Raw genomic sequence first — 14,693 nt, forward strand, 5'->3', positions numbered from 1 at the left:
GCGCCGGGTGTCGATCGTGTCAATTGTGACGCACGCCATGGAAGCTCAAGAAAACCTCAAGTAACAATCCCGAATCAAAGGTTCCACAATCCGTTCTCCTCCGATTCACTGGTCCGACTCGTGCACCGCTCGATCACGGCTCGCGCGAGAACCGCTCCCCACGGCTCAAAGGAAATCCGTTCCATGACTTCGCAGCCGAACCAGAAGACGGCCGGACCGGCCCCCGGCGGCCACGGCCTACAGGCCGGACTCAAGAACCGCCACCTGTCCATGATCGCCATCGGCGGCGTCATCGGCGCCGGGCTCTTCGTCGGGTCCAGCTCCGGTATCGCCACCGCAGGACCCGGCATCCTCCTGTCGTACGCCCTCGTCGGCACGCTCGTGGTGCTGGTGATGCGGATGCTGGGTGAGATGTCCGCGGCGAACCCGACCTCCGGGTCGTTCTCCGCCCACGCCGACCGGGCACTCGGCAGCTGGGCCGGGTTCTCCATCGGCTGGCTGTACTGGTTCTTCTGGGTGGTCGTGCTGGCGGTCGAGGCGACCGCCGGTGCGGAGATCCTGGAGGGGTGGATACCGGCCGTTCCGCAGTGGGGCTGGGCGCTGATCGTGATGGTGGTGCTCACCGCCACCAACCTGGTGTCCGTCGGCTCCTACGGTGAGTTCGAGTTCTGGTTCGCCGGGATCAAGGTCGTCGCGATCGCCGCGTTCATCGTCATCGGCGGGCTGGCCATCTTCGGGCTGCTGCCGGGCGTCGACAGCGAGCAGGCCGGGCTGAGCAACCTCACCGACCACGGCGGCTTCCTGCCGCACGGCGCCGGCGCCATCCTCACCGGTGTGCTGCTCGTCGTGTTCTCCTTCATGGGCAGCGAGATCGCCACCCTGGCCGCCGGTGAGTCCGAGAACCCGCAGCAGGCGGTCACCAAGGCCACCAACAGCATCATCTGGCGTGTCGCCGTCTTCTACCTCGGCTCGATCCTCGTCGTGGTCGCCCTGCTGCCCTGGGACAGCAAGTCCATCGCCGAGGACGGCTCGTACGTCGCCGCCCTGAACTCCCTCGGCATCCCGCACGCCGGTCAGATCATGAACTTCATCGTGCTGACCTCGGTGCTGTCCTGTCTCAACTCCGGCCTCTACACCGCCTCCCGCATGGCCTTCTCGCTCGGCCAGCGCGGGGACGCGCCGAAGGCCTTCGCCCGCACCACCGGCAACGGTGTGCCGCGCACGGCGATCCTCGCGTCCGTCGTCTTCGGCTTCGTCGCGGTCTTCTTCAACTACAAGTTCCCGGACTCCGTCTTCCTCTTCCTGGTCAACTCCTCCGGCGCGGTCGCCCTGTTCGTGTGGCTGGTGATCTGCTTCTCGCAGCTGCGCATGCGGAAGATCATCCAGGCCGAGGCGCCGGAGAAGCTGGTCGTGAAGATGTGGCTGTACCCGTATCTGACCTGGGCGACGGCCGCGCTGATCGTGTTCGTGCTCGGCTACATGCTGACCGACACGGAGCATGACGGCCGCAAGACCGTGCTGCTGTCGCTGCTGGTGGCGGCGGTCGTGCTGGCCGTGGCCTTCGTGAAGGAGAAGGCCGGCCGGGGGCGCGCGGCGGCTGTCGGGGCGGCTGCCGTTCCGGACGTTCCTCGTGACGAGGTCAAGACCGGCTGAGCTGTCCGCCTTCGTGGCCCGCGCCGGGTCGTGAGTTCGAGGGGCCTTCGGGACGCGTGGTGCGTTTCGGGGGCCCTTCGTCTCGTCCTGTTCTTTCGTCTCGTTTCGTCTCGTGTGGTCACAGCACGGTGAAGGTGTCTTTCACCTTCTCGTAGGTGCTCAACGCCTCCGTCTCGATGTCCGGCCGGTACCACGTGTTGATCTGGTACGACTTGCCGTCCACGGTGAAGCCCAGCAGCTGGGCGTGCCAGGGGGCGCCCTGGAGCGTGAAGGTGTACTCCCAGACGACCGCCGGGTGCCCGCGGAACGTCGTCCGTTCCAGGCGGATCTTGCGGTACTGCTGACCCTGCTGGGCGTCCTCCTCCGACTTCTGCCAGGAGTCCATCAGGTCGTCGCGGGCCAGGGACGACTTGGCTGCGAGTTCCTGTTCGGCGTCCGGTGACGTGTAGTGCACCTCCGAACCGGTCTTGACGTCCCGCCGCCAGTCCTCGGGCGGGACCCACGCGAACCCGCCCGCCTCCCGGCGCGACCCGGGCGGCAGGATCTGCGGCCTCGATGTGCCCTCGACCGTGGAGGACGGGCCGGCGGTCGGGGAGGACGCCGACGGCGAGGAGCCGGAGCCGGCCTGATCGTCCTCGGGTGACCCTGGGGTGGTCGCCAGGATGACCGCTACGGCTGCGCCCGCGGCGACGATTCCGAGGGCGGCGACCTTGCGCGTACGGCGCCGCCCGCGTCGGGGGTCGGCCGGGACCGCGGGGCCGGGGAGCTCGCCGGGTGGCATCTCGCCGTGCGGTCGGCCCCCGAGCCCTTGGCCCGGCCCGGGCGCCGGCCGCCGCTCGGTCACCGCTTCGGAGCGCGCCAGGGAGACGCCGGGGCGGTGAGGTGGCGCGCCGCTGGAGTTGCCGGTCGGGGTCGGTGAACGGACCTCCGAGCGGGGCTGGGAGGCGAGTTCGGTGGAGGCGTTGGGGGCGCGAGGGGGGTCTGGGGCCGGGGTGGGGGTGGAGATGGAGGTAGAGGTGCGGTCGGGGGGCGGAGCAGGGGCGGCGGTCGGTGTGGGGTCGCGCCGGGTGTTGGTGGTGATGTGCCGTACGTCGTTGGACGGGGCCGAGGGCTGTGGCGGTATGGCGTCGCGTATGTCTTCCGGCTGACGCGGATCGGCGGGGGGAGGGACTTGGAGGGCCTCCAGGTAGGCGGGGGTGGGGGCTTCCGTCGAGGGCTTCGGGCTCCAGGTGAGGCGGGGGATCGCCGATCCCGGTGAGGGGTGGTCGGGGGTGGCGGGAAGCGCCGTCGTTGCGGGCTCCGGGGTGGGGGTCGCCGGGGGCGGTGGCGTGGGTTCAGGTCGGGGGGCGTGTGTGGGGGTGGGGGCGGGGCCGTGGGCGCGGGTGCGGTCGGGTCCAGGGCCGGGTGCGGGAGTGGGGGCGCGTCCAGGGCCGCCGTGTGTGGGCGTTGGGTCGGGCGCAGAACCATGTGTGAGGTTCAGTTCGGGCTCGGACTCGGGGCCATGCGGTGGCCGGAGTTCGGGTGCCGTGGCATGCGTTGGCTGACTGCCGGGCGCCGGCGCAGGTGCTTGGCCGGGCTCGAGGGCGGGCCCTCGTGTCTGTTCGGGCTCGTGGAGGGCCGCGCCTGTCGGTTCAGGATCGGACGGTGGGCTGGGGGCGGGGCCGGGCGCGCGTTCGGGATTGGGCCCGGAGCCACGTACAGGATCCGGCCCAGGGCCGCGTACGGGTTCCGCCCCGGAGCCACGTACAGGACCCGGCCCAGAGCCACGTACAGGATCCGGCCCAGAGCCGCGTACGGGTTCCGCCCCGGAGCCACGTACAGGGTCCGGCCCAGAGCCACCCTCAACCACCGCTCCACGCCCAGCACCAAACTCAAGCCCCGCTCCCCCACCCCCAGACCCAGACTCGCCCCCCGGCCCCCCACGCCCAAGCCCCGCCTCACTTTCCGGCTCCCATCCCGCCCCCGGCACCACTGCGGACCCGTGTCCCTCACCTCGCGGCTCTGCCACTCCTTCCTGAGGCGCGCCTCCTCGACCGCGCGGCTCAGCCATCCCGTCCCGAGCAGCACCTCCCTCACCACCCGGCCCAACCACCCCCTCCCGAGCAGCACCTCCCCCACCACCCGGCCCAACCACCCCCTCCCGAGCAGCACCTCCCCCGATCACCGGCATCGTCGGCGTAGGAACCGGAAACGCCACCGGCTCCAGGGCCGTCTCCAGGGCGTCCAGGGTGGGGCGGAGGGGCGGGTCCTTTTGCAGGAGGGCGGTGAGGACGGGTCGCAAGGGGCCTGCTGTGGGTGGGAGTTCGGGCTCCTCGTAGAGGACCGCGTGCAGGGTGGACAGGGTCGTGTCGCGGGAGAAGGGGGAGTGGCCGGCGAGGGCCGCGCTGAGGGTGGCGCCCAGGGACCAGATGTCGGACGGGGGGCCCTGGGGGCGGCCGGAGATGCGTTCAGGGGCCATGTAGTCGGGGGAGCCGACCAGCATGCCGACCATGGTGAGGGCCTTGGCGTCCTGGATCGCCGCGATGCCGAAGTCCGTCAGGACCACCCGGCCCCGCCCGCGTGCCCGCGTCACCTCCGTCTCCACCAGGACGTTGCCCGGTTTGATGTCCCGGTGGAGGACCCCCCGGGCATGGACCTGGCGCAGTGCCACGAGCAGCCCGATGCCGATCCGGGCCGTCTCGCACGGGCCCAGCGGGCCCTCCTCCGCGATGATGCGTTCCAGGGAGCGTCCGGCCACCAACTCCATGACGATCCAGAGGAGTTCGCCCTCGTCGACGACGTCGTAGACCCGTACGACGTTGGGGTGGTCGATCCGCGCCGTCGCCCTCGCCTCGCGCAGGGTGCGTTCCCGGCGTGTGCGGGTGTCCTCGGGGTCGAGGCCGTCGATGCGCATCTCCTTGACGGCGACCAGACGGTCGAGTATTTCGTCGACCGCTCGCCACACGCGCCCCATTCCCCCCTGGCCGATACTCTCGACCAATCGGTAACGGCCCGTCACCAGTAAACCCGGAAACCCGCCCTTCCTCGCGCCACCCGAATTTCCCACGCCGCCCGAATTCCCCGCACTTCCCGAATTTCCCTTGTTCCCCGGCAATCCACTGCACCCCCCTCTAGGCCGCATCGGACATTCGCCATTGAAACACAATGGTCACACTTCGCGCCGTACCAGCATAGTGCGGAGAAATCTTGTGATAGCTCTTCGAGTACTGCGAATTCAGGCGCAGGCAAGGGGGACGAACATGAGTTCTCGTCGCACGACGGCCATCACGGGATCGCTGGTCGCGACATCTTTCTCGGCAGTGCTGATCCTTTCCGCCACTGCCGGAGCGGACGACCAGAGTTCTGGCAGCAGCAAGGGGGGAAAGGTCATCGACGAGGCGCCGGCCGGGGTGAAACTGACGACTCTGCTGCCCGAAAAGATCTCGGTGGACAATAGTTCGAAAGAGACCGACATCACCGCCACGGTGAAGAACGAAGGGACCAAGGACAGCGGAAAGATCCAGCTTCTGGTCGTCGGTTTCGACGGCCTCACGGTCAAGAATGTCGAGGGCTGTTCAGCTATCGCGGAAGGCAGTCTTCCCGAGGGTTCGAACAGCGGATTCGCCTGCCCCATCGACAATCTCCCGGCCGGTGAGTCGAAGTCGTACGCCGTCGACGCGACCTACGACCTGAGCAAGGCCGGAAAGATCTGTCTCCCCGTCCAGACCGGCGACGGCAAGAAGACGTACTGGCAGCAGGGACCGGTGCCGTTCGGTACGACGAATCCGTCGCCCGACGCCCCCGCCACCCCGCTGCTCCTCGGCACCGACAACAAGCCGGTCGCCCCGGGCGCCGACGAGCTGCCCAAGACCGGTCTCGGCCGGGACGTCCTGCCGCTGGGCGCGGCCGGCGCGGCGCTGGTCGCGGCGGGCGCGGCCGGGCTGTGGTGGTCCCGACTGCGGCGGCCCGGGCGGTCGCTGGAGGGCTGAACATCACCCACCGGCCCCTGGTGACACCGGCTGCTCAGCCGCACCGGCTGCCGGGCGACACCGGCCGCCGGGCAACACCGGCCGCCGGGCAACACCGACCGGGGTGCGGTCCCGTACCGCACCCCGGTTCGTTGTCGGAAAACCTGACGGCCGTTGTCAGGTAATGCGGCCACCCTCAGCGCCATGAACGACGTGAACAACGTGAACAACGAGAGCAACGGGAACAACGGGAACGGCTCAGAGGAACTCGCCGGCTTTCAGACCGGGTTCGTCCAGCGCCCCGACGTCGTCTTCACCGCGTCCTCGGCCGATGACGTGGTCGCCGCCGTGCGCCACGCGGCCGGCCGGAAACTGCCGCTGAGCGTGCACGCCACCGGGCACGGGCTGCCCGGGCCGGTCGAGGGCGGGGCGGTCGTCTCGACCCGGCGTATGGACGGGGTGCGCGTCGATCCCGAGGCCCGTACCGTCCGTCTCCAGGCGGGCGTCCGCTGGGGGCAGGTCGTGGCGGCCGCCGCGCCGTACGGGCTGGCACCGCTGAACGGGTCGGCACCGTCCGTCGGTGCCGTGTCGTACACGCTGGGTGGCGGACTGGGCATTCTGGCCCGGGAGTTCGGGTACGCCGCCGACCATGTGCGCTCGCTGGACGTCGTCACCGCCGACGGGCGGCTGCGCCATGTCACTCCGGAGTCCGAGCAGTCCGGACTGTACTGGGCGCTGCTCGGCGCCGGGCGGGCCTTCGGTGTCGTCACCGAGATGGAGATCGGGCTCGTTCCCGTCCGCACGCTCTACGGCGGTTCCCTCGCCTTCGACGGGCGGGACGTCGATCCGGCGGTGGTGCTGCGGGCGTACGAGGAGTGGACGCGGACCGTGCCCGACGGGCTGACGTCGTCCTTCGCCGCCGTACCGTATCCGGACATCCCGGCGCTGCCGCCGCGGTTGCGAGGGCGGTACGTCGTCTCGGTGCGGGTCGCTTACACCGGGGCCGACGGGGACCGGGTCGTCGCCCCGTTGCGGAGGATCGGGGCGGTGTTGTCCGACTCGCTGCGCGAGATGCCGTACGGCGAGAGTCACACCATCCACAGCGACCCTGACTTCCCGCACGCCTACTACGGGGACAGCGCGGTGCTCGGTGAGTGGGACCTCGACGCGGTGGCCGGTGTGCTCGCGCGGACCGGTCCGGAGGCCGCCGGTGCCATGTGTGTCGTCCAGGTCAACCATCTGGGCGGGGCGCTGGCCCGGCCCGCGCCGAACTCGGTGCCGTACCGCGAAGGGAGGTTCCTGGTGCGGTTGTTGACCATGGCGGACCGGGGGCGGGCCCGGACGGTCCTGGACCCCGCCTTCGGTCTGCTCGCACCCGTCATGCTCGGACGGGCCGTCAACTTCGCCTTCGGGGCCGGGGATCGGGGCGAGGGGCTGTACGACGCGGAAACGCTGAAGAGGCTCGCCGGGATCAAGTCGCGCTACGACCCGGCGAACCTCTTCCGCACCGACTTCGGCTTCAGCGGTTGAGCAGCTTCCAGGTGGTGGGCAGCGCGCCCATCGCCAGGGCCGCCTTCAGGGCGTCGCCGATCAGGAACGGGGTGAGGCCGGCCGCGATGGCGGCGGTGGCGGACATACCGGTGGCGAGGGCCAGGTAGGGGACGCCGACGGCGTAGATGATCGCCTCGCCGAGCAGCATCGCGCCCGCGGTGCGCAGCGCGGTGCGGTCGGCGCCGCGGCGGGCCAGGGCGCCGACGACGGTGGAGGCGAGGATCATGCCGAGGATGTAGCCGAAGGAGGGGGCCGCGGCGCCGGAGGTGCCGTCGGCGAACCACGGCACGCCCGCGATGCCCGCCAGCGCGTACAGCGCGAGGGAGAGGAAGCCGCGGCCGGCGCCGAGGGCCGTGCCGACCAGCAGCACCGCGAGGGTCTGGCCGGTCACCGGCACCGGTGAGCCCGGCACGGGCACGGAGATCTGGGCCGCGAGGCCGGTGAGCACCGCGCCGCCGAGGACTAGGGCCGCGTCCCGGACGCGGGAGGCGGGGAGCAGGTCGGCGAGGACCTCTCCGGGACGGGCGGTGGCGGCAGCGGTGCTCATGGGGACTCCGCGGGTGAGTGGGCAGGCAGGGACACCGTGACGCTAACCCGGGGGGCGCACGCCGATCTCCGTCGGCGCTCGACAAAGGGTGGAGCGACGGCTTGGTGGACTCTGCACAAAGGGTGCCGGTTACACCGGGTACGGCGTGATACCGGTCACTGAGGCAGGGACGTTTCGCTCACTTCACGGGCTGCCGACGGGACTGTTGGATCTCACCAAACGAATCCTAGTGGCCTGGTCGGATTCACCTTTTCTGCCCTACCCTTTGAGCCATGGTCGCCCAGTCCCTGAACTTCTCGTCGCGTCGCCATGTCGACCTGCGACGCGTGGGCGCGGCCGCCTGTCGCCGGCCCATGTGAGTCGGACTCCGGTTGCTCCGGTCACGACTCGCCCGCCTCACGCGGCGCAGTGTCGGACCGGCTCCCGAGGAAGTTCCCCATGCCCCGTACCGCGGCACCCACCCTTTCGTCCCCCATCCCCCGTATCGCCGACCGTGACCGGCGCCGGACCAGTGCCAGCGTCATCCTGCGGTCCGTGCTGGAGCACGGGCCGGTCGCGCGCAGCACCATCGCCCGGCTGACCGGGCTGTCACCGGCCTCGGTGACCGGCTACTGTGCCCGCTTCACCGAACTCGGCCTCATCCGCGAGGCCGCCGCGCCCCGGCAGTCGGGCGGTGTGGGGCGGCCGCATGTGCCCCTCGACCTGGACGACTCCCGGTTCGTGGTCGGCGGGGTGCACGTGGCGTGCCGTACACCACGGTGGCGCTGCTCGATCTGCGCGGACGGGTCGTCGCCGAGCGGGAGTTGAAGCACTCGGGAGCCACGGATCCGTTCGGTCCGTACGGCGTCCTCGCCCGCGCCGCCGACGGGCTCGCCGCCCTGCTGGACGCGGCGCCGGGCAGTCGGCCGCTCGGCGTCGGCGTCGCCGTGGGCGGCTGGGTGGACCGGGACTCCGGGACCGTCGTCGAGCACCCGCTGCTGGGCTGGCGCGAGGTGCCGGTGCGGGAGGTGCTCGGCGCGCACACCGGGCTGCCGGTCCATGTGGACGGGCACGCGCGGGCGTTGGTGAACGCGGAGCGGCTCTTCGGGCGGGCGCGGGGCAGCGGGAGCGTGTTGCATCTGTTCGTCGGCAACGTGGTGGACGCGGCGTTCGCCACGCACGACGAGGTGCATCACGGCCCCCGCTCCCAGGCCGGCGCCATCGCCCATCTGCCGGTGCCGGGCGGCACGGAGACCTGCGACTGCGGGCGCGTCGGCTGCCTCCAAGTGGAGCTGAGCGAGCGGACGCTGTGCCGCCGGGCGCGGGAGGCCGGGATCATCGACGGGGCGAACCCGATGCATGTCGTGCGCGCGGCGGCGGGCGGGGATCCGGTGGCGGTACGGCTGCTGACCGAGCGGGCGCGGATGACCGGCCGGGCAGTGGGGCTGCTGCTCGACGTGCTCAACCCGGAGACGGTCGTCGTCACCGAGTTGGGCGTTCTGAGCCGGGAGGACTGCCTGGGCGCGCTGCGCGCGGCGGTGGGGAGCGAGCGGGCGGCGGCCGTCGTGCCGACCAGTTTCGCGGATTCCGTGCTTGCCATGGCCGGTGGATCGGTGGCGCTGGACGTGCTGTACCGGGATCCGCTGGGCACGCCCTTCGAGCGTGTCACCTGAGGCTATTTAATTCAGAAACTCGGAATATTGACAGGGACCGCCGATGACCAGGAACATCCTGCTCATGAGCCCGTTCGTGAGCTGTCGCACCCACTGTTGCTGACCCACCGCCGCGTGTGAAGCGCTCATTTCCTCCTGCGTGAATTCCCTTTCTCCGGCTTCCCCTGCCCGGAATTCCGCATGCTTTCTTGCCCTCTTTTCTCACTCACGGAGTCCTCCCATGTCCTCTTCTCCCGTGCCGGGTGTCGACCGACGGCTCTTCCTCACCTCCCTGCTCGGCGCCGCGGCCGGCGTCACCGGCCTCACCGGCTGCGCCGGGAGCAGCGCGGCCGCCGACAGCGAGGGCGCCTCGACCGCCCCGCTCGCCACCAGGGTTCCCGCCGGGACCAGCCTGAAGATCGCCTCGTACCAGAACGCCCAGCAACTCCAGATCAGACTGGCCAAGTTGGGCGATCCGCCCTTCAAGGTCGGCAACTGGCTGAACATCGGCGCCGGGCCCGATGTCATCAACGCCTTCCGGGCCGAGTCCCTGGACGTCGCCAACAACGCGGGCATCCCGCCGATCCAGGCGTACTACCAGGGCTTCGACGCGAAGATCGTGGCGATCAACATCACCCGCAAGCCCAACTACCTCTTCGCCACCAAGCCCGGCAGCAACATCCGGTCGGTGGCGGACTTCAAGGGCAGGCGGCTCGCCTTCTCGCAGGGCCAGGCGCAGGGCGTCGTCCTGCTGCGGGCGCTGAAGAAGGCCGGCCTGAAGTACGACGAGGTGGAGCTGGTCCCGCTGACCAGCAACCAGTTCCTCACCGCCCTGCAGTCCGGCCAGGTCGACATCGCCCCGCTCGGCAACACCCAGGTGCCCGCCTATCTGGCGCAGTACGGGTCCAAGGGCGCCCGCACCATCACCACCGACGTCGTCGACCTGCTCAACCTGCTGTGGGCGCCGGTCTCGGTGCTGAACGACTCCGCGAAGGCCGCCGCGATCGCCGCGTACATCCCGTTCTGGGCCAAGAGCCAGGTGTGGACGTACGAGAACCCCGACACCTGGAACGAGGAGTTCTACGTCAAGACGCAGAACCTGACCCTCGCCCAGGCGGAATCCATCACGGCGCTCGCCAACAAGCCGCTGTTCCCGCCGAGTTGGGACGAGGCCATCAAGTGGGAGCAGGAGACCGCGGATCTGCTCGCGGAGGGCGGCTTCGTGAAGAAGTTCGACGTCGGTGAGCTCTTCGACCACCGCTTCGAGGGCATCGCCGCGAAGTCCGTACCCGCGGAATACCGGAGGTGACCGCCATGACCACGACGACCGTGACCACCGCACCGCCCCTCGCGGAGCCGGAGCAGGGCCCGGATCCGGACCATCGCGTCCGCCGGCGCCGCTCCCTCTCCCCCGGCAAGCGCGTCCCCGCCGCCCGGCTCGTCGGCCCCGCGCTCCTCGTCGTCCTGTGGGCCGCGGCCTCCGCCGCCGGGGCACTGGACCCCGGCGCTGTCCCCGCGCCCTGGACGGTGCTGGAGACCGGCGCCCACCTGTGGACCGCGGGGACCCTGCCCGACGACATCCTGACCTCGCTGCAACGCGCCGGCACGGGATTCGTCATCGGCCTCGCCGCCGGGGTCGCCCTCGCGCTGGCCTCCGGGCTCACCCGGACCGGGGAGGCGCTGATCGACGGGACGGTGAACCTCAACCGGGCGATCCCGACCCTGGGTCTGATCCCGCTGTTCATCCTCTGGCTGGGCATCGGCGAGACCTTCAAGATCGCGATCATCGCCATCGTCGTCTACATCCCGATCTACCTCAACACCCATGCCGCGCTGTCCGGCATCGACAGCCGTTTCGTCGAACTCGCCGAGGTGCAGGGGCTGAACCGGCTGCGGTTCATCCGGCAGATCGTCATCCCCGGCGCGCTGCCCGGCTTCTTCGTCGGGCTGCGGCTCGGGGTGACCGGCTCCTGGCTGGGCCTGGTGGTCCTGGAGCAGATCAACGCCACCAGCGGACTCGGCTACATGATGTTCCAGGCGCAGAACTACGGCCAGACGGACGTCATCCTCGTCGGCCTCGTCGTCTACGGCATCTTCGGCCTCATCTCCGACAGCACGGTCCGCATCATCGAACGGAGGGTGCTGTCGTGGCGCCGCACACTGAGCAGCTGACCCGCCCCGCCGTCCGGCTGCGGGGGCTGACCCGCTCCTTCGAGGGACGTACGGTCCTCGACGGCATCGACCTCGACCTGCCCGCCGGTCAGTTCACCGCGCTGCTCGGGCACAGCGGGTCCGGCAAGAGCACCCTGCTGCGGGCCGTCGCGGGGCTCGACCACCGGGTCGCCGGCAGCGGGCAGCTCAGCGCGCCGGAACGGGTGTCGGTGGTGTTCCAGGACTCGCGGCTGCTGCCGTGGCGGCGGGTTCTGGACAACGTACTCCTCGGGCTGGACGGCAAGGACGCGGAGCGGAAGGGACGCGAGGCGCTGGCCGAGGTGGGGCTGAAAGGCCGCGAGCGGGCCTGGCCGAACGAGCTGTCCGGTGGCGAGGCGCAGCGCGCCGCCCTGGCCCGCTCGCTGGTAAGGGAGCCCGAACTCCTGCTGGCCGACGAGCCGTTCGGCGCGCTGGACGCGCTGACCCGGATCAAGATGCACAACCTGCTGCGGGAGCTGTGGGAGCGGCATCGGCCGTCGGTGCTGCTGGTCACCCATGACGTGGACGAGGCGATCGTGCTGGCCGACCGGGTGCTGGTGCTGGAGCGGGGGCGTATCGGGGTCGACCTGACGATCGACCGGGATGCGGGTGCGCGCGGCGAGTACCGGTCGCGGCTGCTCGCGGCGTTGGGTGTGACCGAGGACATCAGGTGAGCGCCGGTTGCCGTGCGGTCGGGCGCTTTTCGCCCCCGCCGCCCCTACTCGTCCCATCCCTGGGGGCTGCCGCCCCCGGACCCCCGCTTCGGCCCTGAACGGGCCTCGTCCTCAAACGCCGGACGGGCTGAGAGTGCCTGCACCGGCGCTCATCAGCCCCCACTCCACCTGTCCAGACCGAGGGACCCCCATGACCAGACAGCTCCATCTCAACGCCTTCCTCATGAACACCGGCCACCACGAGGCATCCTGGCGGCTCCCCGAGAGCGACCCCTACGCACACGTCAGCCTGGCCCACTACGTCCACCTGGCCCGCACAGCCGAACGCGGGACCTTCGACTCCCTCTTCCTCGCCGACGGCCCCCAGCTGTGGAGCAACCTCGCCCAGCGCCCGGCCGGGGCCCTGGAGCCGCTCACGCTGCTCACCGCGCTGGCGACCGCCACCGAGCACATCGGCCTCATCGCCACCGCGTCCACGTCCTACAACTCCCCGTACAACCTGGCCCGCAAGTTCGCCTCCCTCGACGTCATCAGCGGGGGCCGGGCGGGCTGGAACATCGTCACCACCGCCGGTGCCGAGGCCGCCCGGAACTTCGGCCTGGACGCCGAGCCGGCGCACGCCGAGCGGTACGCCCGTGCCGCCGAGTTCCTGGATGTCGCGCTGAAGCTCTGGGACAGCTGGGAGGACGACGCGATCATCGGCGACAAGGCGGCCGGTGTGTGGGGTGACGACGCCAAGATCCATCCGCCCCGGCACAAGGGGACGTACTTCAGCGTCGGGGGCGCTCTCAACGTCCCCCGCACACCGCAGGGTTACCCGCTGCTCGTGCAGGCGGGGTCGAGCGAGGACGGAAAGGCCTTCGCCGCCCGGTACGCGGAGGCGGTGTTCACCGCGCAGCAGACGATCGAGGACGCGCGGGCCTTCTACGCCGACCTGAAGGCACGTACGGCGGCGGCCGGCCGCGACCCCGAGCACATCAAGGTGCTGCCCGGCATCGTCCCGGTGATCGGCTCGACGGAGGCCGAGGCGCGGGCGGCCGAGCAGGTCCTGGAGGACCACATCGTGCACACGCACGGCGTGGACCGGCTGGAGAGTCTGCTGCAACTGACGCCCGGGACGCTGGAGTTGGACGCCGAACTCCCCGCCGACCTGCCGCCCGAGGACGCCATCGAGGGCGCCAAGAGCCGCTACACGCTCGTGGTGGAGCTGGCCCGGCGTGACCGTCTCACCGTGCGGCAGCTCATCGGGCGGCTCGGCGGCGGGCGCGGTCATCTCACCTTCGCCGGTACGCCCGAGCAGGTCGCCGACGCCATCGAGACCTGGTTCACGCAGGGCGCCGCCGACGGGTTCAACATCATGCCGCCGGTCCTGCCCTCCGGCCTCGACGCCTTCGTCGACCACGTCGTCCCGATCCTGCGCGCCCGCGGTCTGCTCCGCGGTGAGTACGGCTCGCGCCAGACCTTGCGGGAGCGCTACGGCCTGCCGCGCCCCGCCAACCAGTACACCGTCCGGGAAACCGCCCTCGTCTGAGAGGACCAGCTCATGTCCATCGACTCCATCGGCTCCATCGGCTCCATCGGCATCCAGAAGGTCACCGCGCACATCGGCGCCCGGGTCTCCGGCGTCGACATCTCTCAGCCCCTCGGCGCGGAGACGGTCGCCGCGCTCCGCGAGGCCCTCAACATCCACAAGGCCCTCGTCTTCGACGACGTGAACCTCGACGACGCGTCCCATCAGGCCTTCGTCCGCCACTTCGGCGACGTCACCACCGCCCACCCGACGGTCTCCTCCGTCGCCGGTGTCCCGAACGTGCTGCCCGTCGACAGCGAGCGCGGCCGTGCCGCCAACCACTGGCACACGGACGTGACCTTCGTCCTCAACCCGCCGCAGGCCACCACCCTGCGCAGCATCACGATCCCGCCGTACGGCGGCGAGACCCTGATCGCCAGCTCGGCGGCCGCCTACCGCCAGCTGCCCGAGCCGCTGCGGAAGCTGGCCGACGGCCTGTGGGCGGAGCACACCAACGACTACGACTACGCGGTGCCGGACGAGGAGGTCGACGACGAACAAGCCGCCCAGCGCGCCCAGTTCACGTCGATCAAGTACCGCACGGTCCACCCGGTGGTCCGCGTCCACCCGCTGACCGGTGAACGCGGTCTGTTCGTCGGCGGGTTCGCCCAGCGGATCGTGGGCCTCTCGCCGGGCGAGTCCCGCAAGATCCTCGACCTGCTCCAGGCGTACGTCACCCGGCCGGAGAACATCCTGCGCCACCGCTGGTCCGAGAACCAGCTGGTCGTCTTCGACAACCGCATCACCCAGCACTACGCCGTCGACAACTACGACGACCTGCCGCGCCGGCTGCACCGCGTGACCCTGGCCGGTGACGTGCCGGTCGGCATCGAGGGCAAGGCGAGCTACTCGATCGAGGGGGACGCCTCCCACTACACGCCGGTCGCCACACCCACCCCTGCCGCCGCGTGACCGGCGGATCACCCACGG

Annotated in this window: 11 protein-coding genes and 1 pseudogene; 10 read left to right on the forward strand and 2 right to left on the reverse strand. The window is 70.7% G+C overall.

Features of this window, described 5'->3' with window-relative positions; all coding sequences use genetic code 11:
- Positions 1 to 183: 183 nt before the first annotated feature.
- Positions 184 to 1,653, forward strand: coding sequence for an amino acid permease (locus ABIE67_RS16840; protein ID WP_370257959.1), 1,470 nt, complete (start codon positions 184 to 186; stop codon positions 1,651 to 1,653).
- Positions 1,654 to 1,771: 118 nt separating this feature from the next.
- On the opposite strand, the gene ABIE67_RS16845 is transcribed toward ABIE67_RS16840, so the two are convergent.
- Positions 1,772 to 4,597: a protein kinase gene (locus tag ABIE67_RS16845; RefSeq protein WP_370257961.1), complete on the reverse strand. Its 2,826-nt coding sequence runs from the start codon at positions 4,595 to 4,597 to the stop codon at positions 1,772 to 1,774.
- A 295-nt stretch (positions 4,598 to 4,892) separates the two neighbouring features.
- On the opposite strand from ABIE67_RS16845, the gene ABIE67_RS16850 reads away from it, so the two are divergent.
- On the forward strand, positions 4,893 to 5,621 hold the full coding sequence (locus ABIE67_RS16850) for an LPXTG cell wall anchor domain-containing protein (RefSeq protein WP_370257964.1): 729 nt from the start codon (positions 4,893 to 4,895) through the stop codon (positions 5,619 to 5,621).
- A gap of 183 nt (positions 5,622 to 5,804) precedes the next feature.
- Positions 5,805 to 7,130 (forward strand): FAD-binding oxidoreductase, encoded by a 1,326-nt coding sequence (locus ABIE67_RS16855; protein WP_370257968.1) that lies wholly within the window; start codon positions 5,805 to 5,807, stop codon positions 7,128 to 7,130.
- On the opposite strand, the gene ABIE67_RS16860 is transcribed toward ABIE67_RS16855, so the two are convergent.
- Complete coding sequence (locus ABIE67_RS16860; protein WP_370257972.1) at positions 7,120 to 7,698, reverse strand: biotin transporter BioY; 579 nt, start codon at positions 7,696 to 7,698, stop codon at positions 7,120 to 7,122. The genes ABIE67_RS16855 and ABIE67_RS16860 overlap by 11 nt on opposite strands.
- A 272-nt stretch (positions 7,699 to 7,970) precedes the next feature.
- Between ABIE67_RS16860 and ABIE67_RS16865 the strand changes: the two genes are divergently transcribed.
- The 7 genes and pseudogenes from ABIE67_RS16865 (at position 7,971) to ABIE67_RS16895 (ending at position 14,675) form a co-directional block, all read left to right on the forward strand.
- Positions 7,971 to 8,057 (forward strand): putative leader peptide, encoded by an 87-nt coding sequence (locus tag ABIE67_RS16865; RefSeq protein ID WP_370268666.1) that lies wholly within the window; start codon positions 7,971 to 7,973, stop codon positions 8,055 to 8,057.
- Between the two features lie 79 nt (positions 8,058 to 8,136).
- Positions 8,137 to 9,350, forward strand: a pseudogene (locus ABIE67_RS16870) (ROK family protein).
- Positions 9,351 to 9,570: 220 nt separating this feature from the next.
- Complete coding sequence (locus ABIE67_RS16875) at positions 9,571 to 10,638, forward strand: ABC transporter substrate-binding protein (RefSeq protein ID WP_370257976.1); 1,068 nt, start codon at positions 9,571 to 9,573, stop codon at positions 10,636 to 10,638.
- A 5-nt stretch (positions 10,639 to 10,643) separates the two neighbouring features.
- On the forward strand, positions 10,644 to 11,501 hold the full coding sequence (locus tag ABIE67_RS16880; RefSeq protein ID WP_370257980.1) for an ABC transporter permease: 858 nt from the start codon (positions 10,644 to 10,646) through the stop codon (positions 11,499 to 11,501).
- Entirely contained in the window at positions 11,477 to 12,193 is a 717-nt protein-coding gene (locus tag ABIE67_RS16885) for an ABC transporter ATP-binding protein (protein ID WP_370257984.1), read from the forward strand. Before ABIE67_RS16880 ends, ABIE67_RS16885 begins: the two co-directional genes overlap by 25 nt.
- A gap of 190 nt (positions 12,194 to 12,383) precedes the next feature.
- On the forward strand, positions 12,384 to 13,724 hold the full coding sequence (locus tag ABIE67_RS16890; RefSeq protein WP_370257988.1) for an LLM class flavin-dependent oxidoreductase: 1,341 nt from the start codon (positions 12,384 to 12,386) through the stop codon (positions 13,722 to 13,724).
- 12 nt (positions 13,725 to 13,736) lie between these two features.
- Positions 13,737 to 14,675 carry a TauD/TfdA dioxygenase family protein gene (locus tag ABIE67_RS16895; RefSeq protein WP_370257992.1) on the forward strand — a complete coding sequence of 313 codons (939 nt, stop codon included), beginning with the start codon at positions 13,737 to 13,739 and terminating at the stop codon, positions 14,673 to 14,675.
- The last annotated feature ends 18 nt before the right edge of the window (positions 14,676 to 14,693 follow it).

The organism is Streptomyces sp. V4I8 (assembly GCF_041261225.1).
Lineage (GTDB): Bacteria > Actinomycetota > Actinomycetes > Streptomycetales > Streptomycetaceae > Streptomyces.